Annotated in this window: 13 protein-coding genes; 5 read left to right on the top strand and 8 right to left on the bottom strand. The window is 35.4% G+C overall.

Features of this window, described 5'->3' with window-relative positions; translation table 11 throughout:
• Positions 1–17 precede the first annotated feature (17 nt).
• The 5 genes from H5V42_RS06740 to H5V42_RS06720 form a co-directional block, all read right to left on the bottom strand.
• Positions 18–2,144 (bottom strand): Tex family protein, encoded by a 2,127-nt coding sequence (locus H5V42_RS06740; RefSeq protein WP_185782380.1) that lies wholly within the window; start codon positions 2,142–2,144, stop codon positions 18–20.
• A gap of 132 nt (positions 2,145–2,276) precedes the next feature.
• Positions 2,277–2,588 carry a GIY-YIG nuclease family protein gene (locus tag H5V42_RS06735; protein WP_185782379.1) on the bottom strand — a complete coding sequence of 104 codons (312 nt, stop codon included), beginning with the start codon at positions 2,586–2,588 and terminating at the stop codon, positions 2,277–2,279.
• 132 nt (positions 2,589–2,720) lie between these two features.
• Complete coding sequence (metG, locus tag H5V42_RS06730) at positions 2,721–4,793, bottom strand: methionine--tRNA ligase (RefSeq protein WP_185782378.1); 2,073 nt, start codon at positions 4,791–4,793, stop codon at positions 2,721–2,723.
• Positions 4,794–4,965: 172 nt separating this feature from the next.
• Entirely contained in the window at positions 4,966–6,681 is a 1,716-nt protein-coding gene (locus H5V42_RS06725) for a DUF1501 domain-containing protein (protein ID WP_185782377.1), read from the bottom strand.
• 11 nt (positions 6,682–6,692) lie between these two features.
• Positions 6,693–8,201 (bottom strand): DUF1800 domain-containing protein, encoded by a 1,509-nt coding sequence (locus H5V42_RS06720; RefSeq protein ID WP_185782376.1) that lies wholly within the window; start codon positions 8,199–8,201, stop codon positions 6,693–6,695.
• A gap of 166 nt (positions 8,202–8,367) precedes the next feature.
• Between H5V42_RS06720 and H5V42_RS06715 the strand changes: the two genes are divergently transcribed.
• Genes H5V42_RS06715 through H5V42_RS06705 form a run of 3 tightly spaced genes read left to right on the top strand, consistent with a single transcriptional unit; the run spans position 8,368 to position 11,471 of the window.
• Positions 8,368–8,727, top strand: a complete 360-nt coding sequence (locus tag H5V42_RS06715) for a YraN family protein (RefSeq protein ID WP_185782375.1) — start codon at positions 8,368–8,370, stop codon at positions 8,725–8,727.
• Positions 8,728–8,779: 52 nt separating this feature from the next.
• Complete coding sequence (locus H5V42_RS06710) at positions 8,780–9,439, top strand: aspartate kinase (protein WP_185782374.1); 660 nt, start codon at positions 8,780–8,782, stop codon at positions 9,437–9,439.
• 49 nt (positions 9,440–9,488) lie between these two features.
• Entirely contained in the window at positions 9,489–11,471 is a 1,983-nt protein-coding gene (locus H5V42_RS06705; RefSeq protein ID WP_185782373.1) for a DUF3352 domain-containing protein, read from the top strand.
• 525 nt (positions 11,472–11,996) lie between these two features.
• Here the strand turns inward: H5V42_RS06705 and H5V42_RS06700 are convergent.
• Both H5V42_RS06700 and H5V42_RS06695 read right to left on the bottom strand, forming a co-directional pair.
• The gene (locus H5V42_RS06700) at positions 11,997–13,031 is read right to left on the bottom strand and encodes an alkane 1-monooxygenase (protein ID WP_185782372.1); all 1,035 of its coding nucleotides are present in this window, start codon (positions 13,029–13,031) and stop codon (positions 11,997–11,999) included.
• Between the two features lie 6 nt (positions 13,032–13,037).
• Positions 13,038–13,718: a TetR/AcrR family transcriptional regulator gene (locus tag H5V42_RS06695; RefSeq protein WP_185782371.1), complete on the bottom strand. Its 681-nt coding sequence runs from the start codon at positions 13,716–13,718 to the stop codon at positions 13,038–13,040.
• Positions 13,719–13,876: 158 nt separating this feature from the next.
• Between H5V42_RS06695 and H5V42_RS06690 the strand changes: the two genes are divergently transcribed.
• Both H5V42_RS06690 and H5V42_RS06685 read left to right on the top strand, forming a co-directional pair.
• The gene (locus H5V42_RS06690; protein ID WP_185782370.1) at positions 13,877–14,113 is read left to right on the top strand and encodes a hypothetical protein; all 237 of its coding nucleotides are present in this window, start codon (positions 13,877–13,879) and stop codon (positions 14,111–14,113) included.
• A 94-nt stretch (positions 14,114–14,207) separates the two neighbouring features.
• The gene (locus H5V42_RS06685) at positions 14,208–14,819 is read left to right on the top strand and encodes a flavin reductase family protein (RefSeq protein ID WP_229665621.1); all 612 of its coding nucleotides are present in this window, start codon (positions 14,208–14,210) and stop codon (positions 14,817–14,819) included.
• A 4-nt stretch (positions 14,820–14,823) separates the two neighbouring features.
• Here the strand turns inward: H5V42_RS06685 and mfd are convergent, their stop codons facing one another.
• Positions 14,824–18,225 (bottom strand): transcription-repair coupling factor, encoded by a 3,402-nt coding sequence (gene mfd / locus H5V42_RS06680; RefSeq protein WP_185782369.1) that lies wholly within the window; start codon positions 18,223–18,225, stop codon positions 14,824–14,826.
• Between the last annotated feature and the right edge of the window lie 84 nt (positions 18,226–18,309).

Genomic DNA, 18,309 nt, shown 5'->3' with positions numbered 1-18,309 from the left:
CCTTGGTCGGGGATTTTTTATGCTTTGTGTAGTTTTAATTGAATACGTTTTCGTTTTACATCCACATCTAAAACTTTTACAATTAACTGTTGATGCAAGCTCACAATGCTATTGACATCACTCACATAGCTATCAGATAAATTGGAAACATGAATCAGCCCACTTTCTTTTATACCTACATCTACAAAACAACCAAAGTTGGTGATATTGTTAACGATGCCGGGCAGCAATTGACCTGACCTTAAATCTTCTATAGTTCTAATATTTTGGTCAAACGTAAAAGCTTTGGCTTTTTCCCTTCGGTCTAGTCCGGGTTTTTCTAGCTCTTCAAGAATATCTTGTAAGGTTGGCAAACCAATGGTTTCCGTTTGGTATTTTTTTAGGTTGATGTTTTTTAGCACTGCTGTATTGCGTACAATCTTGGTTAATGGAACACCTTGGTCTTTTGCCATTTGTTTTACAATACCATAACTCTCTGGATGTACGGCCGAATCATCCAATGGATTTTCCGCATCACGAATACGTAAAAAGCCAGCCGCTTGTTCAAAAGCTTTACCCCCTAAGCGAGGCACTTTTTTTATTGCTTCTCTAGAAGTAAAAGCCCCATTTTCTGCTCTGTGATTAACTATATTTTCAGCTAGTTTTGGACCAATACCAGAAACATAACTCAAAAGCGATTCACTCGCCGTGTTTACGTTTACCCCAACCGAGTTTACACAGCTTTCTACCACGGTGTCTAAGGCGGTTTTTAATTTAGATTGGTCCACATCGTGTTGGTATTGTCCAACACCAATACTTTTGGCATCAATCTTAACCAATTCTGCCAAGGGGTCTGCTAAACGCCTACCTATAGAAACGGCTCCACGTACGGTAACATCGTAATTTGGAAACTCGTCTCGAGCTATTTTAGAGGCAGAATAAATACTGGCTCCAGCCTCACTCACCACAAATACTTCTAAATCGCGCTTAAAAGGGGTGTTTTTTACAAAGTTTTCAGTTTCTCTAGAAGCAGTACCGTTACCAATGGCTATGGCTTCAATTTTATAGGCATCTACTAAAGAAGCTATCTTTTTACTAGCTTCCCTAAATTGTTTTTGTGGCGGATGCGGATAAATGGTTTCGTTATGTAACAGATTGCCATTGGCATCTAAACAAACCAATTTGCAACCCGTTCTAAACCCAGGGTCTATGGCTAAAATACGTTTCTCTCCTAAAGGTGGGGCTAAAAGTAATTGCCTTAAATTTTTGGTGAATACCGCAATGGCCGCCTCGTCTGCTTTTACTTTAGCTTGCTTTAAAATTTCGTTGGATAAAGAAGGTAGTAGCAATCGTTTATACGCATCTTCTACCGCCATGGCTATCTGGTCTGCACAGGCATTGTTACTTTTAATAACCTTTCGGTCTATTCTATCCAAGGCATGGTCGTCATCAATACTGATTTTAACGCGAATAAACCCTTCGCTCTCCGCACGAAGTATGGCTAGCAATCGGTGCGATGGACAGCGGGAAAGGGACTCGTTCCAATCAAAATAATCTTGGTATTTCTGCGCCTTTTCATCATCTTTTTTTGTGCCGATTACCTTAGTTTCTAACTGGGCAAATTTTTCTAACTGCGTCCTTATCTGGTTGCGAATATCTGTACGCTCATTAATCCATTCTGCAATAATATGTCTTGCGCCTTCTAAAGCAGCATTCTCGTTTGGTACATTTGCGTTTGTGTATTTACCCGAGGTAAAGTCCAAATCTGTAGTGCGCTGCGCCATGATGATTTTTGCCAAAGGCTCTAATCCATTTTTACGCGCTTTTTCTGCCTTGGTTTTTCTACTTTTCTTAAAGGGAAGGTAAATATCTTCCAAGACCGTGGTGTCTACTGTTTGGTCTATTTTAGTTTTTAGTTCTGATGTTAAAGCATCTTGCTCTTCTATAGCTTTTAAAATGGTAGCCTTACGTTTCTCTAGGGCTTCAAAAGCTTCTTTAAACTTTACAATTTCACCAATTTGCAACTCGTCTAAATTATCTGTACGTTCTTTGCGATAACGGGCTATAAAGGGTACGGTACAATCTTCATCTAGAAGACTTACGGTGTTGGCTACGCTTTTGCTGTCTAGTTGGGTGTTTTGGGTGATGAATTGGATTGCGTTCATAGATGTAGAAGATTTAGTGCTGTCAGGTCGAGCGCAGTCGAGACCTTGTTTAATATCAAGTATTTTAAACTCTCGACTGCGCTCGAGGTGACATTATCACAAGTTGATATTTTTCGATGATAAATTAAAATATTACGAATTGTACTTTGAATGCGTAGCATTTCTACATTCAGATAAAATTTGTAAAAGGTCAAAATCACCATTTGCTAATGCTAACTTTTTCTTTGCGCTCCATTTCTTGATTTTCTTTTCAAAAAATATAGCTTCAAGAACATGATTGAATTCTTGTTTAAAAATAAGTTTTACCGGTCTTCGTTTAAATGTAAAGCTATTCGGGTTTAGACCATTTTGGTGTTCAATTAATCGCCTAGCAATATCATTTGTAATGCCGGTGTAGGTTAGTCCATCGGAGCAAAGTAATATGTAAACATAGTAACTAAACATAACTTTTTTGGCCTAGTGTTCACCTTTAATTAATTGTCAGGTCGAGCGCAGTCGAGACCTAAATAAGTATAGGTGTTTTTTACTCTCCCCTGCAATCAATTAGTAATTAGAAAATTAAAGCGCGGCTATGTGCTAACTAATTCCCTCCCCATTGGCAACCCCATCTTCATCTGGGTTTACGAAAACCAATTTGTTATCCGTGTTTTCCGTCATTAAAATCATGCCTTGGCTTTCTACACCTCTTAATTTTCTTGGCGCTAAATTCACCAATACTGTTACCTTTTTACCTACAATGTCTTCTGGCTTAAAACTTTGTGCAATACCAGAAACAATAGTGCGCACATCTATACCTGTATCTACTTTAAGCACCAATAATTTATCTGCCTTTGGCATTTTTTCTGCCGCTAAAATGGTCCCAACCCGAATGTCTAATTTGGTAAATTCTTCATAGGTGATGGTTTCTTTCTGAGGCGCAGCATCGGCATTGGTGCTGGCGTTACTTAGTTTGGTGGCTTCTAATTTTTCCAATTGGGCTTCTATTTCTTTGTCTTCTATTTTACGGAAAAGTAGTTCGCTTTTATTTATAGTCTGGCCATCGGCAAGTAAAACTTCTTTTGAACTAATGTCTTTCCAATCTAGCGAGTTTTCGCTTGAATTAATACCAAGTATGCCTTTTAATTTAGCGGAAGTAAAAGGCAAGAAAGGTTCACTCAATATGGCAAGTGCAGAAGCTATCTGTAGCGCTACGTACATTATGGTTTGGGTACGGGCTTCATCGGTCTTTATTAATTTCCAAGGTTCCTCATCTGCCAAATATTTGTTCCCCAAACGGGCTAAATTCATTAATTCTTGGCTCGCTTCTCTAAAACGGTAACGCTCCAAAGAATCGGTTAAGATTTGCGGATAGGTACGCATGGTTTTTAAGGTTTGCGAATCTAATTCAGTAAATTCTGAAGGGGTAGGCACCACGCCGTTGTAATATTTGTGTGTTAATACGGCTACACGGTTAATAAAGTTGCCAAAAATGGCTACCAACTCGTTGTTATTGCGAGCTTGAAAATCTTTCCACGTAAAATCGTTATCCTTGGTCTCTGGTGCGTTTGCAGTTAAGGTATAACGCAACACATCTTGCATGTCTGGGAATTCTTGTAAATACTCGTGCAACCAAACCGCCCAATTTTTAGAAGTGGATAATTTGTTGCCTTCCAAATTCAAAAATTCGTTTGCCGGTACATTCTCTGGTAAAATAAAATCGCCATGTGCTTTAAGCATACTTGGGAAGATAATACAGTGAAAGACAATGTTATCTTTCCCAATAAAATGCAACATTTTGGTGTCTTGGTCTTTCCAGTAGGGCTCCCATTCTTTATTTTCCCTAGCAGCCCATTCTTTGGTAGAAGAGATATAGCCAATAGGGGCATCAAACCAAACGTACAATACTTTGCCATCTGCACCGGGTACTGGAACGGGAATACCCCAATCCAAATCTCTGGTAACCGCACGGGGTTTTAAGCCATCGTCTATCCAAGATTTACACTGCCCGTATACATTGGGTTTCCAATCTTTCTTATGACCTTTAAGAATCCATTCTTTTAAAAAGTCTTCATACCGGTCTAGGGGCAAAAACCAATGTTTGGTCTCTTTTAGAGTGGGAACTGCTCCAGAAATGGTTGATTTTGGATTGATTAAATCCGTAGCGTTTAAAGATGTGCCACAATTTTCGCACTGGTCGCCATACGCTTCTGGATTACCGCACTTAGGGCAGGTACCGGTAACAAAACGGTCTGCTAGAAATTGGTTGGCTTCTGCATCAAACAACTGCTCGGTAGTTTCTTCTATAAAATCCCCTTGTTCGTATAATTTTTTAAAGAAATCAGACGCAGTTTCATGGTGAATTGGTGCAGACGTTCTAGAATAATTATCAAAACTAATCCCAAATTCCGTAAAGGAATCTTTAATAATTGTGTGATACTTATCTATAATTTCTTGTGGCGAAACACCTTCTTTTTTCGCTTTCATGGGTATTGCTACGCCATGCTCATCACTACCACAAATAAAAGCGACGTCTTTACCTTGCAAGCGCTGATAACGTGCGTAAATATCTGCGGGTACGTATACGCCAGCTAAATGCCCAATATGAATGGGGCCGTTGGTGTATGGCAAAGCAGCGGTAATGGTATATCTAGAAGGATTGTTCTGCGACATTTTAACTCTAATTAAGCCGCAAAAATAGGCATTTAGCTACTGTTTTTGTAACATTCTGTTGCTAGAGTTAAAGGCATAAAAAAACCTCCGAAGACTAAATCCAACAATTTGGGGCGGGGTGAAGTACATTCGGAGGTTACTGGAAATAAAATGTGGGGTTATTTCCTAGTGATTACATAATCATTACTGATTTACTCATTTTCTGATTGGCTACATTTATTTGATAAATATATTTACCTGTAGAAAGTGTATCTCTTACACGTTCTCTAATATTAATTTCTACTGAACCTTCTGTGACCATTTCATTAAAAACAGTACCTACGTTCTGACCTAAAATATTGTACAACTGTATGTCTACGTGGGCTGTAATTGGCATCTCTAAATGAATATGTGGCGCTTGTTCCGTAGGATAGTACGGAGTGTGTACAATTTGAGTTGAAGTTTCTGCACTACCAACCTCACCATTATCTCTAGGCGGTGTATCAATTGGAGTAGGTGGGTCACTATCCATAGCAATATCTGGAAATTCAACGCCACTACAATTAAAGCCTAAATCAACTGGAGAATACGGGTGGTCTAACATATGTTGTTCCACCTTATCTATAGGTACACACAACCATTCAGCTAAAACTGTAGCATACAAATCTCTAAAATCCATGGTGTATTCTAGATTGCCACGGTTATTAGGTTCATCTAATCTTGGGTGTTCACCAACAAATGCACTGCCGTTTAATCCAGAACCAAAGAAGAGGGTAGGTGCTGCTTTTCCGTGGTCTGTACCATTTGAGCCATTTTCAAAAATTCGTCTACCAAATTCTGAAAACGTCATGCTCAATACTTTATCATCTTGTTGTGTAAAAGCAATGTCTTCGTAAAAATTGTTTATAGCAATTGATAAGGTCGACATTAAACGTTCATGTGCTAGCGGTTGATTGCCATGAGTGTCAAAACCACCCATAGATATCATATATACTTTTGTACCTAGATTACCTTTTATTAACCGTGCTAGAAGGGCCAATTGTCTTGCAAAACCGTTGTCTTGATATTCCACTTGGTTTTGACCGCGCATGTAAGCATCGTGAATCTTACCAGCGTATTCATATGTGGTATTGGCAACACCTCTTAAAAATCGAAGTTGGTCACCATACATACAGTCACCAAAGAGTGAATTGGTTAAATCATAAAATTCACCAGTTTGTGCAATTTCTTCAAGTTGGTCAACATTATTGGTCACAAAGGCGTAGTTGGTTTCATCGCCTTGAAAAACCAAATTTGAAATGCTACCAATTTGTACAGCAGCTGGTGCTTCAGGTGGGTTTACCAAATAGTCAGGGTAGATATCTTCAAAATACCTACCCATCCATCCGGTATTTAATCCATTGAAACCCGTTGTGGTCAGGTCTGTGTTCGCGTAAATGTCTGACCCTGTAAAGTGGGATAAGCTCTGATTCTGGTATCCTACCCCATGAACAGCTTTAAATTGCCCTTCTCCCCACATTGGTTCTAGAGAGTTCATATAAGTGGGAACCCCAAAATCATCAGTAAGTTTTAAAATCTTACTTTCTGGAATATAAATATTGGGTCTTGCATTAGCATAAGTGTCGTATTGTTGTATAGGAATTACGGTACTCAATCCATCATTACCTCCATTTAAACGAATAAGTATTAGAATATTATCGGTTTCAGCAGCCGCAATAGCAGCTGTTAAAGGTGATGGGGCTGAAGCAGATAACATATTGTGTCCTAGAAGCATAGTTCCAGAACCTGCAATACCTAAGGCTTGTAAAAAAGACCTGCGACTCCAGTTTTTATGTTCCTGGTCATGACCTTCATGTTCAAGACCTTTATATGGTGATGTTGTCTTATGATTATCGTGATTATCGCACATTGGGGTAGGTTTTATTTTAGTTGGAATTCGGGTTGTCTGCTTAAATAACGTAGAAGTGTATACACCTGTATTGGTGCTTCCATACTTACGGCTAACATCCATAAACTTAACCCATCATCTATATAATCTGGTGAGTAATAGTTTTCTGGTACATCGTCTATTTTAAATGCATCCATAGCATTTTCAAAATCTTGTTCTGTAAGTAAACCTTTGGGAGTAAACTTGTTTACTAGGGCACGTACTACAATTTCAGGATTTGATGTATTGCTATCTGCAGGTCCCACCAAATCCATGGCTACGGTTCTAAAAAGCTCCTGGTCTGCTTGAAACATTAGGTCTATAAAAACCTCCATAGTTAACCATCTACCAATAATGTAGTTGGTATTAATCCATTGGCGGTCGCGTTGCCAACCAGCTACATCAACGGGTTCAAATACTTGTTGACCAATTAATGCACTAGCATCGAGCATATTTTGTACAAAACCACTGTCGTAAGAAAAATTCATTTCTTTGGCAAAGTTGAAATATAGGTCAACAGGTGATTTTATGATAACACCTATTGCTTCTTCATCAAAAAAGTGTTCACTTTTAAAGAGTTGTCTTAGAACGGGGGCAATTTCAAAGTTGTTGCTTACAAATGTATTTGCTAAACCATTTATGATAACGTCTGCATTACCTGTAGCATCTTGAGAATCTGGATGCACAAAAAATTCATATAATTTCTTGCAGATAAAATAGGCTATTTCATTTGCTCGCTGAGTAAATAAAATATCAATTACATCATCATAACCCCAATTACCCGTTTGGCCAAAAATAGTTTTTGGACCTTCATCAAAACGGTCTGCTCTAAACGTAACTTTGGTACAGCCAACTTCACCGCGTTCAACATAACCCGTAAGTGCTTTGGCAGTTTCTACAATGTCTTCTTCAGTATACCCATTACCATCACCCAGAGTAAATAGCTCATAAAGTTCTCTTGCGTAATTTTCGTTTGGATTATTACCATTATTGAAGGCACCATCTAAATAGTATAGCATGGCACTAGTTAATCCTACTTCACTAATTAAAGTTCTAAAATTACCAAGAGCATTACGTTGTAAGCAATCTATATACTCGTATAAGAAGGCATTACAATCATAAATACTTTTTTGGGTAACCACGTGGTTAGACCAGAAAAAACTTAATCTGTCTCTTAAATTATTAGCAAGCATTTGTTCACCATAAGAAATGGCAAATTCTTCTGCTTGTGTTCTAAATAATTGTCTTCTTAAATCGTCATCTGCAGGGTAATCGGCATTTGTCCAATTAGCCCATTCTGGTGCAGCAATAGTAGGTGAGTTTAACGCCTGGTCAACTAAATTATCAACTAAGGTATTGGCGGTTTGACCAACGCCTTGTGATATTTGTTCATGAGAGGCACTAAACCCTAATCTTCTATATAAATGCTGAACCCTAAGAATATCTAAGGCTGGAGCGTAGGTAGCTAGACCGGATGTATTACAGTTTACAAACATTTCCATAGCAAAAAGGCATAATAATTATTTCGCATAGCTTTGGGCAACTATGTGTTGTAGGTAGGTGTGGTTCTTGAGGTTATAAATTTAAATTCAAATTTGGAGAATACGACAAAATGTGTCTTTTTTTCGATGAAATGCATCTATTTTTTAATTTTTTAGATTTTTTTGAATGGGGGTTCATAATGAATTTGGTAAGCTAGGTGAGGAAAAAGCCGTTGCTTTTTTGATAAAGAATGGGTATCAAATTAGATACCGAAACTATAGATATTTAAAAGCAGAAATTGATGTAATTGCTCAAAAAGGTGAAACCCTAGCAATTGTTGAGGTGCGCTCTAGAAGCTCTGAGTTTCATGAAAGTATAGCCGATACCATTGGTAAAAAAAAGATAAAATTATTGATAATGGCAGCAGACCATTATGTTGTAGAAAATGATTTAGATGTTGATGTTAGGTTTGATGTAATTACCATCTTAAAAAAAGGCAATTCGTTTATATTAAATCACTTGGAAGATTGCTTTAATTTTTTCTAACCATTTGTTTTATTTATAACAAAAAGTTATTTTTGCCCTCAAACCTACCAATATGAAAACAATATCGGCTGTAGTTGAGCAATACATTAAAAAAAAGCCATTCTTGCAAAGTGCATTGGCACAGGGTATTATTAACCTTACTTCACTATCTCGTCAAATACGACCAGAGATTGCAGATGTGTTAGGTAAAGATGTAAAAGATGGTGCTATAGTTATGGCTTTAAAGCGTCTTTCAGATGATTTAGAGTTTCGTGCCACGCACCGTATTGTAAAAGTTTTAAAAAATATTGGTGAAATTACAGTGCGCTCTAATCTTACTGACTATACCTTTCTTTCCTCAGAAACTATTTTGGCTCAACAGGCTAAATTATTAGAAAAAGTTCACGAGAATCAAGACATTTTCTACACCTCTTCTAGAGGTGTTAATGAAATAAATATTGTTGTAAGTAATACGCTAGACAATGTTGTTGAAGATTTTTTTAAAGATGAACGTTGTACCCAAAAAGCTACCAACCTTTCTTCTGTAACTGTTAAACTACCTGCTGAAAATGTATCTGTGCCCGGTATCTATTATTTTATTTTTCAGCGTTTAGCTTGGGAAGGTATTATACTGTACGAAGTTATCTCAACAACCAATGAGTTTACCATTTTGGTAAATGATGAACAAGTTGATATGGCATTTAGAACAATTAAAGATTTAAAGACTTTATAACGAACTAAATTTTAGACATTAACGTTAGCTAGGTATAGCTTTCGTACCAATGTTAAGGAAGAATTTACGGTTAGGTGTATTTGTAGTTTTAGTTGCATATGCAATTTACCTATTGTACATTTTTGTGCTAGCTCCAAAAACAAATCTGCAACCTATATATTTAATTCCTAAAGATGCGGTCTTTATTATCGAATCTGATAAGCCCGTAGAAAGTTGGAATGTGATAAGTGAAAGTGAAGCTTGGTCTCATCTTACAGATAACGATTACTTTTCTAACCTTACAGAAAATATTCAACGTATAGATACGCTTTTTAATGAGCGTAAAAGTTTGTTTGAATTCTTTGATAATAGGTCTTTTTACATTTCTGTTCATATGACAACGCCAAATGATTATGGCTTGTTTTATGTGTTAGATTTAAAAAGAATTGCTAATCTAAATCTACTTAAATCTTATTTTAATACGCTGTTGAATGAAGATTATTCGTTAAGCAGAAGAACCTATCATGACCATGAAATTTTAGAGGTTTTTAATAATAAAGAAAAAGAAACATTATACCTTTCATTTATTAAAAATCAACTTATAGCGTCTTATACACACACGCTTATTGAAGCGGCTATTGACCAATATAAAGAGCCTGAAATTGGACGTAATCTCAATTTTATAGCGGTAAACAAAAAGGTGGGTTATGAAAACCTTTTTAGACTTTACGTACAATACCAATATTTTGATGATTACCTAAATCAGTATTATGCGCAACCAAGTACTTGGGGGCAAAGGGTAAGTGAGAATTTAGACTTCTCTGGATTTCATATTGATGTTAATAGTGAAAGTAAACTAACTGCTGAGGGGTATACCAACATAAAATCTTTAAATGAAATCTACTTAAAAGCACTTCAAAAATCTGGAGTTAGTGAACGTTATCTCTCAGCAATTGCTCCAGACGATACTGCTCTATATTTAAGTTATGGATTTTCTAGTTTTGAAGAATTCTATAGCAATTTAGAAAGTCTACAAAAGGCCTCTCCTAAAGAATTTGAGAGCTATGCTAGTGGAATTGAATCCTTGGAGAAGTTCTTAAAAATTAATATTAAAGAAGATTTTGTAAGTTGGATAGGTTCTGAAATTTCCATTCTACAATTACCAACTAATACCAAACAGGTGAAAAATCCATTGGCTTTGGTATTGCAGACTAAAGACAAAAAACTTGCTAAAGAAAAATTAGCTTTTGTATTAGCACAGATAAAAAAACGCACTCCCGTAAAATTTAAAGCTGTTACTTACAAGGGCTATGAGATAAACTTCTTATCTATTAAGGGTTTTTTTAAAGATATTTTAGGGAATAGGTTTGAGGAGTTTGATAAACCATATTTTATCATCTTAGAAGATAATGTGGTTTTTAGTGATAGTCCTAATACCCTTAAACATATAATTGATAAATATATAGCTAAAGAAACTTTAGTAGAGTCATCAACTTATCAAGAGTTTACAAAGGACTTTTCGAGTGAATCTAGCCTTTTTGTTTATGCAAATGTACCGCTGCTTTTTAATAGTTTCTATGAAACCGCAACTCTAGACACAAAGGATAAACTCAGAAAAAACAAAGACTATTTTATTTGTTTTCCGTTAGCCGGATTTCAATTAATGCCAGATGAAGCTGAATTTAAATCTAGATTAGTACTTTCTTATTTAGATGTTAATGAAGTTAAGCAACACCCTTTTTTTAAGAATGAATCGATAGTCAAGAGAAAGCAACCACTTTCAAAATTATCATCTGACAACGATGAAAGGGTATTTGAAATTCCGCCGATTTATCCGCCAGATTTAAATCTAAAAGAGTATCAGGTAAGTTATTCTAACAGTAAATTAAAATTTAAAGTTGCGCTTAAAGATGGCAAAAAGCATGGTAGGTATCAATACTTTTATCCCAGCGGAAAACTAAAAATAACTGGTAGATATAAAGAGGATGAACAGTCTGGTACTTGGCGCTATTATGACCAAGAGGGTACCTTGTTAATTAAGAAGAAATTTTAGAGTCTAAGGGTTTTATTAATGGGTTAGTAATACAATAGCACCTGCAATGCCTTGTAAAAAAGACACCATAATAAAGAAAAAAAGTATCCAATTAATTTTTGTCATTTTAACCATGTCTCGTTTTTTGAGCAAATGTATCGTTGAAATTTGCTGATTATTATCCAAGGCGGATAGATATTAAAAAAGTGTAGACGAATGGTTTGTTTTAAGAAGATGATATACGAGGTAAGTTCCAGTTTTTCAATGGTTAATCGATGAATGGTTCTTTAAAAAAGCCTTTAAGAATAGGGTTGTAAAACAAGAATTAGATTATTGCTCTAATCTAAAGTGAAGCATTAAACCATTTTCTAATAAAAAATACAGCAACACTTTAAGTAATAAAATAATAAAGGCTAAAAGGAAAATTCCCTTTATAGACTTTTTTCGTCGCCTATATTTTATCGATTGTGCCATAATAGAAGTATATTTTCTACAACGCGTATTTTAGGTCTTAGTATTTATCAGAAGTTTTTTTCGATAAAATACTTATTCAAATTGCTTCAACTTTTTGTTCATCACTAAAAACCACAGGGGTTGAAATAAGGCTAAAAGCATCATGCCTGGGTAACCCGTAGGCATTTGCGGACTTTTCTCGTGTGATTTTAACATTTGATATTTTTTACTTCCATTATAATGGTGGTCAGAATGTCTAGAAAGATTGAATAATAACGTTCTACCAATAGGATGGTCAGAATTCCAGGAGTGATGATGTCTTACCGGTTCGTAACGGCCGTATTCGTTTTTTTTACGTAGTAAGCCGTAATGCTCTATATAATTTACCGTTTCTAAAAGTATAATACCTATTACAGCTGCAGCAGCAAAAGCAATGAGCACTTTGTATCCGAAAAAATAGAAAACACTAAAAAGAACGGCAAGGTTGGCAAGGGTATATACAACCATACTATTGTGTAGACTTAACCATGATTTACCCTCAGCGTGTAATCTTTTATTTTCTAGTTGCCATGCTTCTATATAACTACCAAAATGAGACCTAAACCAGTAAACAAATAGTAGTTCATTTTTGCGAGCTGTTGCTGAATCTTGTGGTGTAGCTACGTTTCTATGATGACCTGCATTATGGTAGGGTAAAAAATGGGTATTTAAAGAAGTAAGTAAAAGAATTTCTCCTAATAATTGTTCCCATCGAGTAGGTCTATGTCCTAATTCATGCCCTACATTAATACCTATTACTCCACACATAAAACCCATAGCAGTAATACGCCCTATAAACTCTATGCTGCCATATAAAGTGTTGTCAATTATAAAAAAGAAATAGATTAAAAATCCTAATTGTAGGGGTAAGGTGCCGTATAAAATGTAATCGTAGATTTTTTGATTTTTTTCATCCTCTGCAAGTTTTGTATCCATATTGGCCCTGTCAGCTGGTATCAATAATTCCAATAACGGAACAAGTCCAAAGAAAACTAAAAGTGGTAAAAAGGTCCAAATTCCCTTAAAATTGAAGGCAATAAAAACGGTTATAGGTATAGTATAAACAAAAAGGTATTTAAGTCTTTTCATGACTGTTTATGTTGAAATTCCTTTAGTTATTATTTTGATGAGGTTATCAAAGTGAGATTCTAAGCGATCATATTCTCCTTTTAAATAAAAGTTAGGTTCCAGTCCTTGCAAAAGCATCACTAATACCTGTGCATATACCTTATAATCGCCAGGTAAGTCTAATTCATGGTTAGCAACCCCTCTTTCAATTAGTATTACTAATTGCGCTACCTCCCAAGAAACCATGTTTTCTTTTACACTGTTTACAAAATCATAATGTTCATAAAAGTTAGGTCGTAACGTTTCTTGATAATTAGGGGCATTGCGTAAAACCTCCATTCGTTTTAACATGTAACTATGTATTACTGTTCTTGTATCAGAGTTTTTATCTGCAAAAACTTGAGTTAACTCCTCTTTTAATTTATCCAATTCTTGCAGCACAACAGCTTCAAACAGCAATTCTTTGCTTCCAAAATGGTAATATAAAGAGCCCTTTGCTTTTTGGGCTGCTTTGGCAATGTCTTCCATAGCGGTTTTATAATAGCCGTACTTACTAAAGGTATCACTAGCTACGTGAATAAGCTGTTTTTTAATATTTGACATATTGACTAAAAAAGGATAATAGTCAAATTTAATAATAAAATCATAATGTTCTAACCTTTGTTCATTAAAGACATAGAACAGAAAATCGTTTAAATGCAGTTCCAATCGGTAATTGGTTTTTGAGCTAAAAATCATTTATCGATGATAAAAAGCACTTTATCTGTTTTCTTGTTTTTGAGCGATTTTTTTATCTGGATTAACGACCAAAAGCTATTGCAGGCTAGTACTCTGGGTAATTTTACATTGTAAGAATTACCCAAGTCATGAAAACAATTTTAACCTTAGTTTTTGGAATTTTAATAAGTACTGCAGCAATGGCGAATACGCCAGCAAAGCTGATTAAGGTTGAAACCACAATACAACAGGTAACTTTAGTGACAAAAGTAAACGTTACAAATACTCAAAATATCGAAGTTGCTCGTTTGTATAAATTCAAAAATTCTAGGATTAAAAGAGAATTAAAGTTTGTTTCCAAATCATACAAGTCTAAAATTGCATAAGTAAAACCATAATAACTAACTAATCTTAAGCCCTTTTTTAAAGGGCTTTCTTATACCCAATTCTTACTATCTCAATATCTTTGATAAAAAAGCTATGCCGATTTTTTCATTTGATGATTTAATGGAAATGCCAAGTCGTTATCGTGGTAATTTGTTAAATAAAGTTTCTGGAATTAAACCTGCCAATCTTATAGCCACAATTTCAAAGGAAAGAAAATCCAATTTGGCTATTTTTAATTCAGTGGTTCATATAGGGGCAAATCCTCCTTATTTAGGTTTTGTTTTACGACCAACCACTGTTGAGCGTCATACTTATGAAAATATAAAAGAAACAGGTGTTTATACCATAAACCAGATTACCACTGAAATTCATAAAAAAGCGCACCAAACTTCTGCAAAGTATGAACGTGGTGTTTCAGAGTTTGAAAGGGTTGGACTTACAGAAGAATATTATGCAAATTTTAAAGCCCCTTTTGTAAAAGAAAGTACTATTAAAATAGCCCTAGAGTTTGAAGAAGAACACTTAATTAAATGTAATGATACTCGTCTAATCATAGGTAAAATAACTCAGTTGCAATTGCCAGATAATTGTATTGCAGCTAATGGAGACATTAACTTGGAGCATTTAGATTGTGTTGGTATTGGAGGTTTAGATTCTTATTATAGCGTACAAAAGTTAGGCACTTATACATATGCCAAGCCTTAAAAAACTATTTAGATTCAACAAAATTCTTAACAGGTGCAATTGGCTCTAAAACTTTTAGCGCATTTTCTACACTTGTAATACGGTCAAAAACCAAAAGTAAACGCAAGCCATTTCTGGTTTGCTTTTCTTTTAATTGGCATTGTTGAGGGTGGCTTTGTACGTATTGTAATACTGTAGTAAACGTATCAGTTTGGTAAAAAGGTGATTGTTGGTCGGCTATAAAATAACCCAAGAATTTGTTCTTTTTTAACACCACTTTTTCTAATCCAATATGGTTAGCCATCCACTTAATTCGAACAGAATTGAGTAAGTCAACAGCTTCTTCTGGCAATTCGCCAAAACGGTCTAGTAAAGAAGCTTCGAATTTTTGCAAGCCTTCTTCATTCTCAACTTCGTTTAATTGGGTATAAAGATTAAGACGTTCTGTAATATTATTTACATAATCATCAGGAAAGAGTAATTGAAAATCAGTATCTAGCTGGGTATCTCTTATAAAGACTTTTTCTTTGCCGGCTTCAACCTCTTCATACAATTCTTTAAATTCATTTTCTTTAAGTTCATCTATAGCTTCGGCTAGTATTTTTTGGTAGGTTTCAAATCCTATTTCGTTAATAAAGCCACTTTGTTCACCGCCCAATAAATCTCCGGCACCACGTATTTCTAAATCTTTCATAGCAATATTAAAGCCACTACCTAAATCTGTAAATTGTTCTAAAGCTTCAATACGTTTGCGGGCTTCGGGCGTCATAACCTCATACGGGGGGGTAATAAAGTAACAGAATGCTTTTTTGTTACTTCTACCCACACGACCACGCATTTGGTGTAAATCACTAAGCCCAAAATTATTGGCATTATTTATAAAAATTGTGTTGGCATTACTTACATCTAAACCACTCTCAATAATGGTGGTCGAAACCAAAACATCAAATTCACCATTCATAAAAGCAATCATGAGTTCTTCCAGTTTTTTACCATCCATTTGACCATGACCAATGGCAATCTTTGCGTCTGGCACTAGGCGTTGTAGCATGCCGGCAACTTCTTTGATATTTTCTATACGATTATGTACAAAGAATACTTGCCCTCCACGAGAGATTTCGTAAGCTATTGCATCTCTAATAACTTCTTCACTTAAACGTATTACTCTACTTTCAATAGGGTAGCGGTTAGGTGGCGGTGTGTTAATTACAGATAAATCTCTTGCAGCCATTAAACTAAACTGCAATGTTCTTGGTATAGGCGTAGCCGTTAGGGTTAAAACATCAACATTTTCTTTTATAGATTTTAATTTATCTTTTACTGATACTCCAAACTTTTGTTCTTCATCAACAATTAAAAGTCCAAGGTCTTTAAATTTTACATTTTTGTTGACGAGTTGGTGGGTACCAATGATAATATCAATTTTGCCAGCTTCTAATCTTTCAAGTATGTTTCTTTTCTCTTTTGCAGTCCTAAATCTGTTTAGGTAATCTACAGTCACAGGCAAATCTTCCATACGTTTTTTGAACGTATTACTATGCTGAAAAGCTAGAATAGTGGTGGGTACCAAAATAGCTACTTGTTTGCCATTATCTACGGCTTTAAATGCTGCACGAATAGCAACTTCTGTTTTGCCAAAACCTACGTCACCACAAACCAAACGGTCCATAGGGCGTTCGCTTTCCATATCTTTTTTGACATCTTCAGTAGCTTTAGCTTGGTCTGGCGTATCTTCATATAAAAAGGAGGCCTCAAGTTCGTGTTGCAGGTAACTATCTGGGTCGTATTGATGCCCTTTTTCTAAACGTCTTTTGGCGTATACTTTAATTAAATCAAAGGCAATTTTTTTAACCCTTGTTTTGGTTTTTTGCTTTAATTTTTTCCAAGCCGCTGAACCTAACTTAAATATTTTTGGAGGAGCACCGTCTTTACCGTTGTACTTTGAAATTTTATGTAGCGAATGTATGCTTACGTATAAAATATCGCGGTCACCATAAATGAGTTTTATAGCTTCTTGCTTTTTGCCTTCAACGTCTATTTTTTGTAAGCCGCCAAACTTACCAATGCCATGGTCTATATGGGTTACATAATCACCAACCTCAAGCTTATTAAGTTCTTTTAAGGTAATGGCTTGTTTTTTGGCGTATCCGTTTTTTAAATTGAATTTGTGATATCGCTCAAATATTTGGTGGTCTGTATAACAAATTAGTTTTAAGTCGTGAGCAACAAACCCTTGATACATAGGAAACACCAAAGTATGGTAACCTAAATCGTCATTGGTTTCATCTAAATCGCCGAGAATAACGGTTTTAATGATGTCTTTTAACCGTTTGGCTTGTTGTTCTGTAGAACAGCAAATAACATTTTTGTAACCCTCGTCATGTTTTTGTTTTAAATCTTCTACTAATAACTCAAACTTTTTATTGAAAGATGGTTGGGGTGAGGTTTCAAATGTTACACTGTCTTGTTCTTTATACTCATGCCCAGAACTAGCAACCTCTAATACAGTAAAATTTGTTAGTTGTTGTTTTAACGCTTTTGAATTAAGAAATAATTCTTGTGGTTGTGCATGCTTAATGTCTTGGCTTAGTTTGCTGAAACTCACTTCTGCTTTTTCAAAAAGACTGTCTATACGGTCATAGCTAACCACTAAATTTTTTGAAAAAATTACCGTGTTAGCAGCGATGTATTTGAAAAAGCTTTCTCTAGATTCTTGAAGAAATTTGTTTTCTACATTCGGAATTATGGTGATTTTCTTTACTTTTTCTGTAGATAGTTGGGTTTCTACATCAAAGGTTCTAATACTATCTACTTCATCACCAAAAAACTCAATACGATAAGGCTGGTCGTGAGAAAACGAAAATACATCAACAATACCACCGCGTACTGAAAATTCTCCAGGTTCCGTAACAAAATCAACTCGTTTAAACTCGTATTCAAAAAGTACTTCATTTAAAAAATCTAAAGACAGGGTGTCGTCTATTTTGATTTTTAAGGTGGATTTATCTAATTCTTTACGAGTAACAACTTTTTCAAATAAAGCATCTGGGTATGTAACAATTACGGCAGGTTTTTTTCTTGAATTTATTCGGTTTAATACTTCTGCGCGAAGCAGTATATTGGCATTATCAGTTTCTTCAATTTGGTAAGGTCGGCGATAACTACCGGGATAAAAAAGCACATCTTTATCACCTACCATCTGTTCTAAATCGTTGAGTATATAGGCTGCTTCTTCTTTATCATTTAAAACAATAAGAAAAGGAAGTTCACTAGTTTTAAAAAGTTCTGATATCACTAAAGACATTGATGAACCTACAAGGCCTTGTAATGCAATGTGTTTTTTAGCGGTATTTTGGGTAATAGCATCTCGCAGTTTCCTAAGTTGTGGAGACTGTTCAAAAGTTTGTAAAATGGATGATTTGGTCAATCCAAAAAATTTTGTGCAAAAGTACAGTTGATATTATAGCGAAGCAATCTTTTTAGGTGTCATTTTAAACTATTGGTGTGATTC

The sequence above is a fragment of the Croceivirga lutea genome, assembly GCF_014235875.1.
Lineage (GTDB): Bacteria > Bacteroidota > Bacteroidia > Flavobacteriales > Flavobacteriaceae > Croceivirga > Croceivirga lutea.
This window is presented reverse-complemented; position numbering and strand designations above follow the sequence as displayed.

Coding starts and splice junctions, on each gene's coding strand:
- H5V42_RS06700 (WP_185782372.1), bottom strand. CDS start 13,031: ATGAAAAGACTTAAATACCTTTTTGTTTATACTATACCTATAACCGTT.
- metG (WP_185782378.1), bottom strand. CDS start 4,793: ATGTCGCAGAACAATCCTTCTAGATATACCATTACCGCTGCTTTGCCA.
- H5V42_RS06735 (WP_185782379.1), bottom strand. CDS start 2,588: ATGTTTAGTTACTATGTTTACATATTACTTTGCTCCGATGGACTAACC.
- H5V42_RS06705 (WP_185782373.1), top strand. CDS start 9,489: ATGTTAAGGAAGAATTTACGGTTAGGTGTATTTGTAGTTTTAGTTGCA.
- H5V42_RS06725 (WP_185782377.1), bottom strand. CDS start 6,681: ATGTGCGATAATCACGATAATCATAAGACAACATCACCATATAAAGGT.
- H5V42_RS06685 (WP_229665621.1), top strand. CDS start 14,208: ATGCCGATTTTTTCATTTGATGATTTAATGGAAATGCCAAGTCGTTAT.
- H5V42_RS06710 (WP_185782374.1), top strand. CDS start 8,780: ATGAAAACAATATCGGCTGTAGTTGAGCAATACATTAAAAAAAAGCCA.
- H5V42_RS06720 (WP_185782376.1), bottom strand. CDS start 8,201: ATGGAAATGTTTGTAAACTGTAATACATCCGGTCTAGCTACCTACGCT.
- H5V42_RS06690 (WP_185782370.1), top strand. CDS start 13,877: ATGAAAACAATTTTAACCTTAGTTTTTGGAATTTTAATAAGTACTGCA.
- H5V42_RS06740 (WP_185782380.1), bottom strand. CDS start 2,144: ATGAACGCAATCCAATTCATCACCCAAAACACCCAACTAGACAGCAAA.
- H5V42_RS06715 (WP_185782375.1), top strand. CDS start 8,368: ATGGGGGTTCATAATGAATTTGGTAAGCTAGGTGAGGAAAAAGCCGTT.